The sequence below is a fragment of the Rugamonas sp. genome, from assembly GCF_025354735.1.
In the GTDB taxonomy this organism is placed as follows: Bacteria; Pseudomonadota; Gammaproteobacteria; order Burkholderiales; family Burkholderiaceae_D; genus Rugamonas.
On the sequence record NZ_JANXMI010000159.1, the window covers coordinates 1 to 13,640 of the forward strand.

The window sequence follows — 13,640 nt, forward strand, 5'->3', positions numbered from 1 at the left end:
CCGGCCGCCCACTTCGCGGCGCTGGCGCAAGCCGTTTGGGCGGCCGACGCGGACACCCAGATCGTGCTGCTCGGCTCTCCGAAAGACCGCGAGGTCTGCGACGCCGTGGTGGCCGCCGCCGGCGCTGGCATTCCGGCCGGCGCGCTGCACAACCTGGCCGGCGCCACCAGCCTGGCCGAGGCGATCGCGCTGATCGCGCGCGCCGCCGCCATCGTCAGCAACGACTCCGGCCTGCTGCACGTGGCCTCGGCGCTGAACCGGCCCGTCATCGCGCTGTACGGGCCGACCGACCCCGATCACGCGCCGCCGTTTTCCGACCTGGCCGCGTCGATCTCGCTGCGCCTGGACTGCTCGCCGTGCCGCCAGCGCGAATGCCCGCTGGGCCACCACGACTGCATGCGCGGCATGGACGCCGGCATGGTGTGGCGGCGCTTGCAGCCCATGCTCGCGGCCCGTGCCTGAGCGGGGCGGCATCGTTCATCACGCCATGAGAACGCCAAGGCGCGGCCATAATGCTGTATAAATCAGCTTCCGCCCCGCCGTGCTTTTGACTATGCCGAAACGATTGTCCATCACCTTCTGGGCCACCACGTTTGTCATCGTGGTCTGCGCCTCGCTGGTCGCCATCGACGGCTGGCGCAGCTGGAATGCGCGCGTGCAGCGGCTGGTGGACATGGAGCGCGTCACCTCCAACCTGGCGCGCGCGATGGCGCAGCAGGCCGACGACACCATCAAGGCGGCCGACACCAGCCTGACCGACATCGTCGAGCGCCTCGAAACCGACGGCTACGGCGACGCCGCCGTCGCCCGCCTGCACCGGCTGATGGTCGAGCAGGCCGTCAACCTGCCGCAGCTGAGCGGCCTGTTCGCCTACGACGAGACGGGGCGCTGGCTGGTCAACTCGCGGCCCGAGGCGCAGCAGCCGCTGCTCAACAACGCCGACCGCGAATACTTCATCTACCACCAGACCCACGCCGGGCGCGGCCCGCACATCGGCGTGCCGGTGCGCAGCCGCTCGACCGGCCAGTGGATCATCCCGGTGTCGCGCCGCCTCAACCACGCCGACGGCCGCTTCGGCGGCGTCGCCCTGGCCACCATCGACGTCGACTACTTCCACCGTTTTTACCAGAGCTTCGACATCGGCCGGCACGGCGCCGTGGCGCTGTTCAGCAACGACGGCGTCATGCTGCTGCGCCGCCCCTTCAACCCGGACGCCGTCGGCGCCAGCGTGCGCAAGTCGCCGGTCTACCTGCATTATCTGGCGCACAACAGCGGCAGCGATTTTTTCCGCTCGGGCCAGGACGGCCAGTTGCGCTTCAATAGCTACCTGCCGCTGCAACACTACCCGCTGTTCGTGACGGCGGCGCTGTCGAAGGACGAGATGCTGGCCGAATGGCGGCGCGACACCTGGTTGCACACGCTGGGCGTGCTGCTGCTGGCGCTGCTGCTGGGCCTGTTCGGCAAGCGCCTGGTCGACCAGATCCGGCTGCGCGTGCGCGCCGAGGCCGAGCTGCTGCAAACGCGCGACGCGCTCGAACGCCTGAACAGCACGCTGGAGCGGCAGGCGATGCAGGACGGCCTGACCGGCCTGGCCAACCGGCGCCAGCTCGACGTCACGCTGGGCAACGAGTTCAGCCGCGCGATGCGGCACGGCGAGCCGCTGGCCTTCGTGATGATCGACGTCGACTACTTCAAGCAGTACAACGACCGCTACGGCCACGGCGCCGGCGACGACTGCCTGCGCGCGCTGAGCACATTGATACGCACGCTCACACCCAAGCGGCCCGGCGACGTGACGGCGCGCTACGGCGGCGAGGAACTGGCCGTGCTGCTGCCGCACACCGACGTCGACGGCGCGCACGCCGTGGCCGAGCGCATCCGCGCCGCCATCGAAGCGCTGGCGATGCCGCACAGCGGCAGCCCGCTGGGCGTGGTCACGGTCAGCGCCGGCGTCGCCACCATCGTGCCGCAGCGCGGCGTGCACCTGGAGGGCATGCTGGTGGCGGCGGCCGACAAGGCGCTGTACGCCGCCAAGTCGGCCGGCCGCAACCGGGTCTGCGTGGCGGCCGAGGCGGCGCTGCATAGCTAGGCGGGGCCGGCTGCTGGGTCTGCAAAAAAAACCAGCGGCTCGCACGCCTAGACGCCGGTGCAAAAACCTCACGTCCGCCCGCGGGATTGAGCGACCACAATGTCACCCCTGAATTATTATCTAATAATTATCGTCCAACGACATACAACAGGAGGCCATATGGCCATCGATGTTTATCTCCGAATTGACGGTATCCAGGGCGAATCCGCCGACGACGCGCATTCAGGTTGGATTGAATGCACTTCCCTGCACTTTGGCGTGTCGCAACCGAAAAGCGCTACTGCATCTACAGGTGGTGGCCACACGGCGGAACGGGCCAATCTGACGGACATACTTTTTACCAAGCTGGCCGACCTTTCGACCCCGCTCCTGCTCCAATCTTGCGCAAGCGGAAAGACCATACCAAAAGCCACTTTCGAGTTCATGCGCGCTGACGCCAACGGCACGCGAATCAAGTACTTTGACATTGAATTGGAAAATGTCCTCATCGGCTTGGTTAGTCCAGGCGTGAAGCCCGGCACTATTCTGGCCGAGAACGTCAGCCTGAAATTCTCCAAGATTCGATGGAAGTATAGTCAGCAGAAAATCAGCGGCGGCAGCGGCGGCAATACAGCTGGCGGCTGGGATCTCGCAACGAACCGCACTGCGTAGAGGTCACCATGCCTATCGATAAGAAGAAATTTGCGGCGCACTTACGAGACAACGCGGAAGATCGCAGCACGAGCAAGTGCGCCACATACGTGCGAAAAGCACTAGAGGCTGGCGGCGTCTCTACCACAGGGCACCCACCAGATGCGAAGGATTATGAGGTCGTCCTTCTAAGAAACGGATATCACTCCGTCGCAGCGGATAGTGCGGAGGCACCGTATATACCAATGATAGGCGACATTGTGATCATCCAGCCTACCGCAAAAGGAAACAAGGCAGGTCACATTGCAGGCTTTGATGGGGCAGACTGGATTTCGGATTTCGTGCAATCGGGTTTTTGGCCCGGACCCGCTTACCGTAAGGAAAGGCCCAGCTATGTCATCTACCGGCCTTAGTCGAACTGTGGCTATTTCATTTTTCGCGTTTATGTCAGGCGCGGTAACGGCTGCCGCCCCCGCGTCCCCGGCTACTTTGCGAGACCCTGTACTTGGCCTGCGCTACGAAGTTGCCACCGCAGATTTCGATTTAATGCCCAAAGACGTGCTCGCAAAGTGCCCGACGTTGTCCAATGCACATATAGAAAACACAGACTGGATATACGCGCTCGCCCGTGACGAAGGACGCACTTATTACATCATTGCCGGTTATGGCATGCTCCTGCACCCTAGTCCTCCCGAATTCCGCCGTTACGTTGCCTATGACTTAGGTACTGTATTTGCAGTAGAGGGGGACGAGTGCGTTATTTTCGGCGAGGCCGGTGAAACGTTCGACGCCCGTTATTTTCAAGAAATTTCACAGCAAGTGCTTCTCAAACTCGCCAATGATTCGGCTGCGCGGCTCGCTCGCGCATTCGGAGGGGCAGATCGTTTGAGCGCCCAGATGCACAGGCAGCACGTCGCGCTCGGCAAACTTTCTCCCGAGTTAAACGAAGCGTTTGCACCGTATTTTAGGAAAGCAATCCGACGCCGGCCGCGAGTGCGATGATTTGCCATGCGGCTTTACGGAGGCGATGCGCTGTTCGCAAAACCCTTGTCACACCAGATGCACGGTGATCGCGTTATCGGCCAACAGCGCGTCGGCCAGCAGCGTCGCGCCAGTCCCGTATTGTCACTCCCGCGGCTGGTGCCTGCGGTCGCGGATTGCCGCCAGTGTCCGCGTCAGTCGTGCCAATTGGCGCGCGCGCCAGCGCCACCCGTTTCCGATCCGCGCGCTTGACGCGCTCGATGCGTTGATTTTCCCGGAAACTGACGAACAGGCCGAGCAGGACGAAGACGAAAGTAGCATTCGGAAATTTGCTCCACGTCAGCTGCGCCACGACGGCACAGGCGAGGCCCGCCAGCACCAATAAAACGCGGTCTTTCATCGCGGTCCGGAGAAATTCGTCACACCGTTCCGGACCTTGGGCAGGATGCGTGGATATTGAATTAGCGTGCTATGCAGATACGGCGGGTGGATGCCCTTGCGTGTGGCCACCCACAGGATGTCCGAAATGGTGGTGCCGCCCATGGCGCAGCGTTGGGGCGCCACGCCGATGCTGCCGATCACCGCCCCGGTGTAAAACGATAGATACGCCATGCCGGCGATAGCCATTTTCTCTTCCATGATGCCGGCCGCGATCGCCTCGCGCACCGTGACCTTGTAACCGAATTGCTCGATGAACTCCACGTAGGTCTTGGCGGTTGAGATGGCTTTGCCCTGTGCCTCAAATAGTGAGGCGGGCGCGGACAAACCGGTGGCCTCCATATTTTCCTTGAAGTATTTATAGAAAGTCGAAGCCATGGCGTACCCCTAGATGAAATTATCGAATTAATCATTGCATGGGGAGCCGAGCGTTCTTTGATATGCCTCAAATGTGTACTGCGGAAGGGGTGTTGCGCTCAATGCGCGCTCGGCCATAAAAAAACGGCGTCCAGACCTCAAGTCTGGACGCCGTTTTCATTGCTGCAGCCTGGTTTAGTCGGTAACGCTGAAGTTGCGGGTGGTGATTTGGCCGCTCGGCGTCGTCACCCGTATCGTCAGCGCGCCACTGCCGGCCCGGTCGAGGCAGCCGCCGGCATTTTGAGTGGCATCGCTAATCATCTGCACCGTGTAGATCCAGCCGCTGGCGTCCGGGGCGTCGCTGTTGGGGGCGACCAGCGTGATGCCATCGCCGAGGATCACGCCATTGGTAGCCGTGAAGGCGATGGTGGTGCCGGCCGGCAGCAGATTGCCGGGCAGGTCGAACGGCAGGCCCAGCTTGGCGCCGGTGTTGTTGGCGAACACGGTGGGATTGCTGTCGCGGATGGCGAAGCGGAAGGTGCGCGTGTCGTTGACGAAGGTCGTGTTGTTGACGCAATGGGCCAGCGCCAGCGGGCCGCTGGCGGCCGCGGTGGCGCCGTCGAGCCAGGTGACGGCGGGCGTGCTCTTGGACAGGACCATGACCAGCGCCTGGCGCACGTGGATGGTGTTCGCCGGTTTGCTGTTGACGCTGGCGGCGCCGTTGAGCACGCCGTTGTAGTTGTGGTCGCCAAACTGGGTCCAGCTGCCGTCGCCGTTCGAGTCGATGTATTGCTCGCCGGGCGCGCGCACTGCGTTGCCGGTGGACCAGCCGTCGTCGAGGAAGTTGGCGTTGGCGTTGGTGATGGCGCGGTCGTTGCGGAACGGTTCGCCCAGGTCGGTGTAGGGCTCGCCGGGGTCGAACTGGTTGTTGCCGTTGGTGTCGAAGAAGCTTTCCTCGCCCAGCGCGTAGGCCAGCACGGTGACGCGGCCGTTGGCCGGCCGCGGATTGCCGGAACAATAGCGCACCGTGCATTCGCCGGGCGTGCCTTTTTGCGTGACGACGGTGCCGTCGGTCAGGGTGGTGTTGCTCAGGCCGGTGAGGCAGGATGCGTCGACCGTGCCGCCGCTGGCCGTGAAGCTGACGGCGGTGCCGTCCGGAACCGGATTATGGAAATGGTCGCCGAGGCGGGCCGTAATCAGCGTGCCGGGACCGTTCTGGTTAATCGAGTTGCTCGTCGCGGTACAGCCATTGAAATCGCCGCCTTCCACGTTCAGTATCGCGGCGCTCAGGCTGAAGCTGTTCTGGTCCGGCACCCCGGTCGACACCACCAGCTGGTCGGATAGGGTGTTGATGTTGCCGCCGGTCAGCGTTGCCGTCACGCGCACCGGCGTGTTGACCGTACCCGCTTGAACGGTGGTGCTGACCAGGCCGCCCGCGCCGGTGGTGGAAGTGGCCGGGTTCAGCGACAGGCCGCCGGCCGTGGTGTTGAGCGCGAAGCTGACGCTCTGGCCCGAGACCGGATTGCCGTTGCGGTCGAGCGCCTTGAAGGTGACGGTCGAGCTTTCCTGGCGGCCGGCGCCGCCCGTGCCCTTGAGCGCGATGTTTTGCGGCAGGGCCGAGACGAACACCAGCTGGCCGGCGCTGGCCGGCAGCACGGTCAGCGTGGCGCTGCTGGTGATGGTCGCGCCGTTGACGGTGGCGCTGGCGGTGATGGCATCGGCGCCGCCGCAACCCATGTCGGTGTAGGAGGTGCTGGCCACGCCGTTGACCGTGGTCACCGGCGAGCTGATGCTGGCCTTGCCGGCCGTCACGCAGGGCGAGCTGAACGATACTGACAGCGCCGGCGTGTAAATGCCGGCGCCGCTTTGCGCCGTCACCGTCAGGCTGGCGGTGCCGCCGGCGGCCAGGCTGCTTGGGCTGACCACGGGCGTGCTCAGCGTGATGGTCGGCAGGTTGACCGCGTAGCCGAGGCTGGCCGTCAGCGTCTGGCTGGCAACGCTGGCGCTGGCCGTGACGGTGTAGCCGCCGCTGGCCGTGCCGGCGGCGAGGCCGATGCTGACTTTGCCGCTGGCGTCGCTCAGCGCGCTGCCCGAGGCCGGCAGGAAGGCGCCGCTCTTGTCGCTGGTGACGAAGCTGACGACGGTGTTGGCGATCGGCTTGCCGCTGGCGTCGATCAGCACGGCCGTCAGCGTGCCCGGCTGGGAAGGCGTGACGGCGGTGGTGGGGCCGGCGCTGTTGCTCAGGCCGAGCACCAGCGTCGGCTGGGTCGGCACGGGCGAGGTGGCCGCGTAGGTGGTGCTGGCGCTGAGCGCGGCGCCGCCGACGGTGGTGCGCGCGGTGGCGGTGTAGGCGCCGGTCTGGGTGCCGGGCGCGATGGCGATAGTGGCCTTGCCGTTGGCGTCGCTCAGCGCGCTGGCCGAGGCTGGCGTGAACACGGCGCTGGCGTCGGTGGTGGCGAAATTGACGACGCTGTTCGGCACGGCCTTGCCGCCGACGTCGATGACCAGCGCCACCAGCGTGCCGGTGGTTTGCGCCGTCAGCGCCGTGGTGGCGGCGCCGCTGGCGCTGGTCAGGGTCAGGAAGATGGCCGGGCTGGTCGGCAGAACCGAAGTGGCCGCGTAGCTGGTGCTGCCGCTGATGAGCTTGCCGGCCACGGTGGCGCTGGCCGTCACGGTGTAGGCGCCGCTCTGGCTGCCCGGTTTGAGCGTGACGCTGGCCTTGCCGGAGGCGTCGCTGAGGGCGCTGGCCGGCGTGGGCGCGGCGCTGCCGTCGTTGCTGACGAAATCGATTTCGGTGTTGGCCAGGGCGTTGCCGTTGCCATCCTTGAGCGTGGCCACCAGCGTGCCAGGCTGGGTCGGCGTGACCAGGGCGGTGCTGGCGCCGGTGGCCGTGGTGAGCGCCAGCGCCAGCGTCGCGCTGGTGGACGGCGCGGTCGGGTTGCTCGGCCTGCCCGGACAACCGGGCAGGGCCGCGTCGCGCGTCGGGTCGATCGTGGTGCAGCCGCCGTTGGCGCCGCCGCCGCCGCCGCAGGCGTTCAGGGCCGCGGCCATCATCACCAGCGCAAGACAGTTCACCCATCGCTGGGGCAGTTTAATTCTAAACATGGTTACTCCTGGTTGAAATTCGATGTGGCTAAGCCTGCGCGGCCGGCGGCGGTGTCGTTCAGCGCCAGCGGGTGGCCGGCGGCGGCGTCGATCAGCCCGATGTGCGCGATCAAGTCGTGGCCCAGCACGAGGCGGATGCCGGTCCGGCCCGGCAGGCGGCGTGCTTGCACGAGGGTGGCACGGCCTTGCAGCGCGCCGCGCAGGGCGCTGGCTTGTTGCTGGTGGCCGGCCAGATACTCGATGATGGTCTGGCGCTGGTAATGGCGGCGCTGGTTGACGACGCTGGCGATGCCGGACGCGCCGTGGCGTTCAAGCACGCGCCGCACCCGTTCGCCCATGCCGGTCACGCCGTTGCCGTTGACGATTTGAATCTGCGCGCCGGTGTCGGCGCCGGCCAGCTGCGGCGGGTTCTGGCGCAGTTGCAGACGGAATTCCTGCGGCGACAATTGCACCAGTTCCAGTCGGCCGGTGGTGGTGATGGCTGCAACCGTGGGGGCCGCAGCCGCAATGGTGGGCGCCACGACGACGGCCGCCACGGCGGGATGCGCCGCCGTCGACAAGGATGCGGACTCAGGCGCGGACGCGGACCTCGTCGACGCCGCCGATGCCGCCGACTTCGACGCCGACGCCACGGCGCTGTCCGCGCCGTCGGCCCGCAGCGTCCGGCGCAGCTGCGCCAGATTGGCCGTGGCGCGCGGATGGCCGGGCGCCAGCGTCAGCGCCTGTTCCAGCGCCGCCTGCGCGGCCGGATAGTCGTGCTGCAAATAATAGACGTACCCGAGATTGCTGCGCGGCTGGGCTTCCAGCGGAAAATCGGCCACCACTTGCCGCAACAGCTCCGCCGCCGCCGTCAGCTGACCCTGGCCGGCCAGCAGCGTCGCCTGCGCGTTGCGCGCGTCGAGCTGGCGCGGCGCCAGCGCGATCGAGCGCGCGTAGGCGGCGCCGGCCTGTTCCAGCGCCCCTTGCTGTTCATAACTGCGGCCCAGCTGGTAGGCCGAGGCCGGATCGCCGCCGTCGCCGTCGCTCACGCGCAGCAGCGGCGCCATGGTCACGCCGCGCGGCGCGGCGCCGCTGCACGCTTGCAGCACGCAAACGGCCAGTACCGATGCCCATCGCGGGCGTAAAAGATGTTTCATCATGTGGTGCCGACAAAGCCCCGGTAAAGCTGCAGGATGGCCGGCCCCAGCAACACAACCAGGAGCGCGGGAAAAATGAAAAAGATCAGCGGAAACAAGAGCTTGACGGCGATTTTCGCGGCCTGCTCCTCGGCGCGCTGGCGCCGTTTGATGCGCAGCTGGTCCGACTGCACCCGCAGCGAGTCGGCGATGCTGGTGCCGAAGCGGTCGGCCTGGATCAGCATCGTCACCAGCGCGTCGACATCCTCGACGCCGGTGCGCAGCGCCAGGTTGCGCAACGCCTTTTCCTTGGCGCTGCCGGCGCGAAGCTCCAGCGTGACCAGTTGCAGCTCCTCGGCCAGCACCAGGCTTTTCAGGCCGATCTCGGACGCCACCCGCGTCAGCGCGCTGTCCATCGCCAGGCCGGCCTCGACGCAGACCGTCATCAAGTCCAGCGCGTCGGGAAAGCTTTCGAAGATGTCGCGCTGGCGCTTCTTGACGACGCGGTTGAGCACCAGGTTGGGCAGGTAATAGCCGAGCGCCAGCACGCCCAGCAGCCAGGCCACCAGGTCGACGCTGTCGAGCTCGTTGTTGCTCGCGTTCAGGTACAGCAGCAGCAACAGCGGCAGCACGATGGCGACGCCGGTCTTGGCGGCGTAGAACATGCCGGGCGCGCTGGGCGAGCGCCAGCCGGCGTTGATGAAGCGCAGCCGGATCGGCGAGGTTTCCCAGCCGTCCGTGGGGACCGACAGCTTGGCCAGCGGCGACACCAGGTTGACCACGTGGTCCAGCCAGCGCTGCTGTTGGCGGGCGGCGCCGGCCTGCGGGTCGGCCAGGGCGTCGAGGCGGTTCTTGATGGGGTCGCGGCTGAACAGGCGCATCGACACCATCACGGCCGCGAACACGCCGAAAAACAGCACGACCAGAAAAATAATCTGCAACAGTTTCATGGTGTTAAACCCGTATCGTGACCAGTTTGCGGATAACGAAAAAGCCGATCAGCATCAGCAGGGCGGCGCCGGCGACCATGCGGCGCCCGGCCGGGTCGGTGAACAGGATGTTGACGAAGTCGGGATTGACCACATACATCATGGTGCCGGCGCCGAAGGGCAGCGAACCGAGCACCCAGGCCGACATCCGTCCCTCGGCCGACAGCACGCGCACTTGGCCGAGCAGCGTCAGGCGGTCGCGGATGATGGCGCTGATCGAACCGAGCAACTCGGTCAAGTTGCCGCCGGTCTCGCGCTGGATCAGCACCGCCACCACGAAGTAGCGCAAGTCGGTGCTGGGCACGCGCTGGGCCATGCTCATCAGCGCGGCCGGCATGCTGATGCCGAAATTGACTTCATCGAAGACGGCGCGGAACTCCACCGCCAGCGGCGCCGCCATTTCCTCGCCCACCATCTTGAGCGCGGTCGGGAAGGCATGGCCGGCGCGCATGGCGCGGCTCATCATGTCGAGCGCCTCGGGCAGCTGGTATTCGATGCGGATGATGCGGCGGCCGATGGCGCGCGCCAGTTCCATCAGCGGCGCGGCGCAGGCGGCCAGCCCCGCGAGCAGGCAGACCTCCCAGGCCATGCCGAGCACGGCCAGCGCCAGCGCCAGCAGCGCGCCGCAGCCGGCCATGACGGTCAGCAGCCGCGCCACATTCCAGTCGCGGCCCGATTGCAGCAACATGCGGTCCAGCCGGGCCGTGCCCGGCAGGCGGCGCAGCAGGCGCTGCACGCCGGGGTCGCGGCTGAGCAGCCTTTCCTTGATGATGGAAACGGCCAGTTCGCTGCCGGCGTCGCCGATGGCCTGGCGCAGCCGCCGCGCCACGCGCTCGGCCTGCTGTCCCTTGGTGTTGCCGAGCACGTTGTACACGCCCCACACCGCCATGATGACGGCGGCGAACACCAGCACGCAAAAGATCAAAATTTTTTGGTCCATGGCGGCTTAGCGGCCCACCGGCTCGAACACGCCGCCCGACACCGTGATGCCGAAATTGCGCAGCCGCTCGACGAAGCGCGGCCGGATGCCGCTCGAGGTGTGGTGGCCCTGCACGGTGCCATCCTCGCCCAGCCCGGTCTGCTTGTAGCTGAAAATTTCCTGCATGGTGATGACGTCGCCCTCCATGCCCGTCACTTCCTGGATTGACATCACCTTGCGCTTGCCGTCGGGCAGGCGCGACACTTGCACGACGACGCCGACGGCCGAGCTGATCTGCTGGCGCATGGCCTTGGTCGGCAGGTTGGCGGCCGCCATGCTGATCATGTTTTCCAGCCGGGTCAGGGCGTCGCGCGGGGTGTTGGCGTGGATGGTCGCCATCGACCCCTCGTGGCCGGTGTTCATGGCGCCCAGCATGTCGAGCGCCTCGGCGCCGCGCACCTCGCCGAGGATGATGCGGTCGGGCCGCATGCGCAGCGCGTTGCGCACCAGCGCCCGCTGCGTGACCTCGCCCTTGCCCTCGATATTGGGCGGCCGTGTTTCCAGGCGCACCACGTGCGGCTGTTGCAGCTGCAACTCGGCCGCGTCCTCGACGGTGACGATGCGCTCGGTCGAACCGATGAAGCCGGAGATCACGTTGAGCATGGTGGTCTTGCCGGAACCGGTGCCGCCCGAAATGAGGATGTTGACCTTGGCCTTGCCCAGGCCCTGCAAAATCTCGGCCATGTCGGCCGTCAGGCTCTGGTAGGCCACCAGGTCGGCCAGCCGCAGCGGGTCGGCCGAAAAGCGCCGGATCGACATGATGGGACCGTCGATCGCCAGCGGCGGAATGATGGCGTTGACGCGCGAGCCGTCCGGCAGGCGGGCGTCGACCATGGGGCTGGACTCGTCGATGCGGCGGCCCACGCGCGAGACGATCTTGTCGATGATCTTCATCAGGTGGGCGTCGTCGCTGAAAGTGACGTCGGTCAGCTCGAGCTTGCCGCGCCGCTCGACGTAGACTTGCTTGTAGGTGTTGACGAGGATGTCGGACACGGTGGGGTCGGCCAGCAGCGTTTCGAGCGGACCGAAGCCGAGCATCTCGTTCTGGATGTCGCGCGTCAGGTTCTTGCGCTCGGCGTCGTTCATGACCACCGCTTCTTCTTCCAGCAGGCGCTCGATCAGATTGCGCAGCTCGCTGCGTATCTGGTCCTGCGACAGGCGCTGTATGCTTTCCAGGTCGACCCGGTCGAGCAGACTCTGGTGCAGCCGGTGCTTCAGTTCCTGGTAGGCGCGGTTGTCGATGGCGCCGGCGCGCTGGCCGGTGCTGCGGGCCTGGCCGGTTTCCAGTCTTTCGCGCAGAGAGATATTGCTGCTCATATCATGCCGTCCTTGCTTGCGGGTGCGTCGATGTCACGTTCATGCCTTGCGGGCGCGTAGCCGCGCCAGCCAGCCCTCGGCCTTGACCTCGCCGGCCTCGCCGGTCAGGCCACGGGCGAATTCCTCCAGCGCCTTGCTGATCGGGCTGGCCGGCGACAGCTGCATCACCGGCACGCCCTGGTTGACGGACGCGGCCGCCGCCTCGTAGTGGTTGGGGATGGTCTTCATGATGTCGGTGTCGAAGGCCGACTCCAGGTCCTTGAGGCGGATTTCGCCGCCCTTGTCGTGGCGGTTGACGATCAGGTGGATCTTTTCCTTGCTGTAGTCGAGCGAGCGGAACACCGTCAGCAAACGCTTGCTGTCGCGGATGTAGGGCAGCGTCGTTTGCAGGATGGGGAAGATCTGGTCGGCGTGGTCGAGCGCGCGGATGCTGACGGCGTCGAGGCTGCGGCCGACGTCGAGTATGACGAAATCGTATTGCTGGCGCGCCAGCTTGAGGATGGCGTCGATGTGCTCGGGCTTGACGTCGTTGGCGTGGGCCGGGTCCGAGGGCGCCGCCAGCACGCCGTAGTTGGGCGTGATGTTGAGCATGCTCGACGCGAGGAAGGAGGGGTCGAGCCGGTGGATCTGCTGCGCCACGTCCGACAGCGTGGCCAGCGGCTTGTGGTCGGACACGAACAGCGAGGCGTCGCCGAATTGCAGATTCATGTCGATCAGGGCCACGCGCTTGGCGCCGCTGGCGGCGAGCGCGTAGCCGAGATTGGTGGCCAAAAAGGTGGCGCCGCTGCCGCCCTTGCAGGAAATAAAGGCCAGCACCTTGCCGCTGGCCTGGGTGCGCCGCACCAGCTTTTCGCCGATGCGTTCGAGCGCCGGATACAGCAGCGCCGTCGTCGGCGGCGCCGGCAGCACTTCGCGCACGCCGGCGCGCATGGCTTGCAGCAAAAACTCGGGCGACTGTTCGCGGCACAGCAGCACGAAGGCCATGCGCGGATACTGGCCGCTGAGCCGCTCGAGCTGCTCCAGGTCGCCATCCTCGACCGAGGGCTGGTCGACGATCAGCACTTCCGGCAATTGCTCGTCGCTGAGGCTGGACAGGCGCAACACGCCGCCGGCCATCAGATCGACCTCGTCCGATGGTTCGCGGGTGCGCAACATGCGCCCGATATCGATCAGGTTGCGTTCATCCTTGGAAACGACGGCTATCTTCAATTGGCTACCTGCTTTTACTTAAACTGCGGAACATGCTTAACGGGCGGGCGCCGGCTCAATGGGTGCCGACGCCGATTTTCAGGGCGTTGCCCGACAGGTCGGGCTCGCGGTAAGACTTGACATAGTTGTCGTAGACGGCGGTGGCGGTCTTGCCGTCCAGGCCGCGCACCGGCGTGGTGTTGCGCCAGGCTTGCGGGTCCAGCGTCTGCTGGGCCGCGGCCTGGTGCACGCTGCTGCCGAACTGCTCGTCGAGGTTGGGCGACAGCACGCAGCCGTCCAGCGTCAGGCCGGCCAGGCACAGCAGGGCGGCGGTCAGGAAAGTGTGGCGGGACATGCGGTCTCCTATTTCACGTCAAAGCCGGCGGCCGGCGTCCCGGCGGGCGCGACGGTGGCGGCTGCGGGGGTGGCGGCGGGCGCGGCGGCCGGCGCCG

13 protein-coding genes are annotated in these 13,640 nt (G+C 66.3%); 4 read left to right on the top strand and 9 right to left on the bottom strand.

Annotated features, from left to right (window positions below):
- From waaF to Q0S71_RS13240, 4 genes are all read left to right on the top strand, one after another.
- On the top strand, nt 1-462 hold a 462-nt coding region (gene waaF, locus Q0S71_RS13225), incomplete at its 5' end, for a lipopolysaccharide heptosyltransferase II (protein ID WP_295996188.1).
- Nucleotides 463-553: 91 nt separating this feature from the next.
- The gene (locus Q0S71_RS13230) at nt 554-2,089 is read left to right on the top strand and encodes a GGDEF domain-containing protein (RefSeq protein ID WP_295996189.1); all 1,536 of its coding nucleotides are present in this window, start codon (nt 554-556) and stop codon (nt 2,087-2,089) included.
- Between the two features lie 159 nt (nt 2,090-2,248).
- Nucleotides 2,249-2,740 carry a type VI secretion system tube protein Hcp gene (locus tag Q0S71_RS13235; RefSeq protein WP_295996193.1) on the top strand — a complete coding sequence of 164 codons (492 nt, stop codon included), beginning with the start codon at nt 2,249-2,251 and terminating at the stop codon, nt 2,738-2,740.
- Between the two features lie 372 nt (nt 2,741-3,112).
- Nucleotides 3,113-3,721, top strand: coding sequence for a hypothetical protein (locus tag Q0S71_RS13240; RefSeq protein WP_295996195.1), 609 nt, complete (start codon nt 3,113-3,115; stop codon nt 3,719-3,721).
- Between the two features lie 73 nt (nt 3,722-3,794).
- On the opposite strand, the gene Q0S71_RS13245 is transcribed toward Q0S71_RS13240, so the two are convergent.
- From Q0S71_RS13245 to Q0S71_RS13285, 9 genes are all read right to left on the bottom strand, one after another.
- A complete protein-coding gene (locus tag Q0S71_RS13245) occupies nt 3,795-4,100 on the bottom strand; it encodes a hypothetical protein (RefSeq protein ID WP_295996198.1) in 306 nt (101 codons plus the stop codon).
- Nucleotides 4,097-4,516, bottom strand: a complete 420-nt coding sequence (locus tag Q0S71_RS13250; RefSeq protein WP_295996199.1) for a hypothetical protein — start codon at nt 4,514-4,516, stop codon at nt 4,097-4,099. The genes Q0S71_RS13245 and Q0S71_RS13250 overlap by 4 nt, the downstream gene beginning before the upstream one ends.
- 174 nt (nt 4,517-4,690) lie before the next feature.
- Nucleotides 4,691-7,600, bottom strand: coding sequence for an Ig-like domain-containing protein (locus tag Q0S71_RS13255; protein WP_295996201.1), 2,910 nt, complete (start codon nt 7,598-7,600; stop codon nt 4,691-4,693).
- A gap of 2 nt (nt 7,601-7,602) precedes the next feature.
- Nucleotides 7,603-8,736 (bottom strand): LytR C-terminal domain-containing protein, encoded by a 1,134-nt coding sequence (locus tag Q0S71_RS13260; RefSeq protein ID WP_295996204.1) that lies wholly within the window; start codon nt 8,734-8,736, stop codon nt 7,603-7,605.
- On the bottom strand, nt 8,736-9,665 hold the full coding sequence (locus Q0S71_RS13265; RefSeq protein ID WP_295996207.1) for a type II secretion system F family protein: 930 nt from the start codon (nt 9,663-9,665) through the stop codon (nt 8,736-8,738). The genes Q0S71_RS13260 and Q0S71_RS13265 overlap by 1 nt, the downstream gene beginning before the upstream one ends.
- A 4-nt stretch (nt 9,666-9,669) precedes the next feature.
- Nucleotides 9,670-10,644, bottom strand: coding sequence for a type II secretion system F family protein (locus Q0S71_RS13270; protein WP_295996209.1), 975 nt, complete (start codon nt 10,642-10,644; stop codon nt 9,670-9,672).
- 6 nt (nt 10,645-10,650) lie between these two features.
- Nucleotides 10,651-12,000: a CpaF family protein gene (locus Q0S71_RS13275; RefSeq protein ID WP_295996212.1), complete on the bottom strand. Its 1,350-nt coding sequence runs from the start codon at nt 11,998-12,000 to the stop codon at nt 10,651-10,653.
- A gap of 39 nt (nt 12,001-12,039) precedes the next feature.
- Complete coding sequence (locus Q0S71_RS13280; RefSeq protein WP_295996215.1) at nt 12,040-13,209, bottom strand: AAA family ATPase; 1,170 nt, start codon at nt 13,207-13,209, stop codon at nt 12,040-12,042.
- Nucleotides 13,210-13,264: 55 nt separating this feature from the next.
- A complete protein-coding gene (locus tag Q0S71_RS13285; protein WP_295996218.1) occupies nt 13,265-13,543 on the bottom strand; it encodes a pilus assembly protein in 279 nt (92 codons plus the stop codon).
- Nucleotides 13,544-13,640: the final 97 nt, after the last annotated feature.

What these genes read in the sequence shown, in the direction of transcription:
- Q0S71_RS13230 (WP_295996189.1), top strand. Translation starts at nt 554, where the DNA reads ATGCCGAAACGATTGTCCATCACCTTCTGGGCCACCACGTTTGTCATC.
- Q0S71_RS13235 (WP_295996193.1), top strand. Translation starts at nt 2,249, where the DNA reads ATGGCCATCGATGTTTATCTCCGAATTGACGGTATCCAGGGCGAATCC.
- Q0S71_RS13240 (WP_295996195.1), top strand. Translation starts at nt 3,113, where the DNA reads ATGTCATCTACCGGCCTTAGTCGAACTGTGGCTATTTCATTTTTCGCG.
- Q0S71_RS13245 (WP_295996198.1), bottom strand. Translation starts at nt 4,100, where the DNA reads ATGAAAGACCGCGTTTTATTGGTGCTGGCGGGCCTCGCCTGTGCCGTC.
- Q0S71_RS13250 (WP_295996199.1), bottom strand. Translation starts at nt 4,516, where the DNA reads ATGGCTTCGACTTTCTATAAATACTTCAAGGAAAATATGGAGGCCACC.
- Q0S71_RS13255 (WP_295996201.1), bottom strand. Translation starts at nt 7,600, where the DNA reads ATGTTTAGAATTAAACTGCCCCAGCGATGGGTGAACTGTCTTGCGCTG.
- Q0S71_RS13260 (WP_295996204.1), bottom strand. Translation starts at nt 8,736, where the DNA reads ATGAAACATCTTTTACGCCCGCGATGGGCATCGGTACTGGCCGTTTGC.
- Q0S71_RS13265 (WP_295996207.1), bottom strand. Translation starts at nt 9,665, where the DNA reads ATGAAACTGTTGCAGATTATTTTTCTGGTCGTGCTGTTTTTCGGCGTG.
- Q0S71_RS13270 (WP_295996209.1), bottom strand. Translation starts at nt 10,644, where the DNA reads ATGGACCAAAAAATTTTGATCTTTTGCGTGCTGGTGTTCGCCGCCGTC.
- Q0S71_RS13275 (WP_295996212.1), bottom strand. Translation starts at nt 12,000, where the DNA reads ATGAGCAGCAATATCTCTCTGCGCGAAAGACTGGAAACCGGCCAGGCC.
- Q0S71_RS13285 (WP_295996218.1), bottom strand. Translation starts at nt 13,543, where the DNA reads ATGTCCCGCCACACTTTCCTGACCGCCGCCCTGCTGTGCCTGGCCGGC.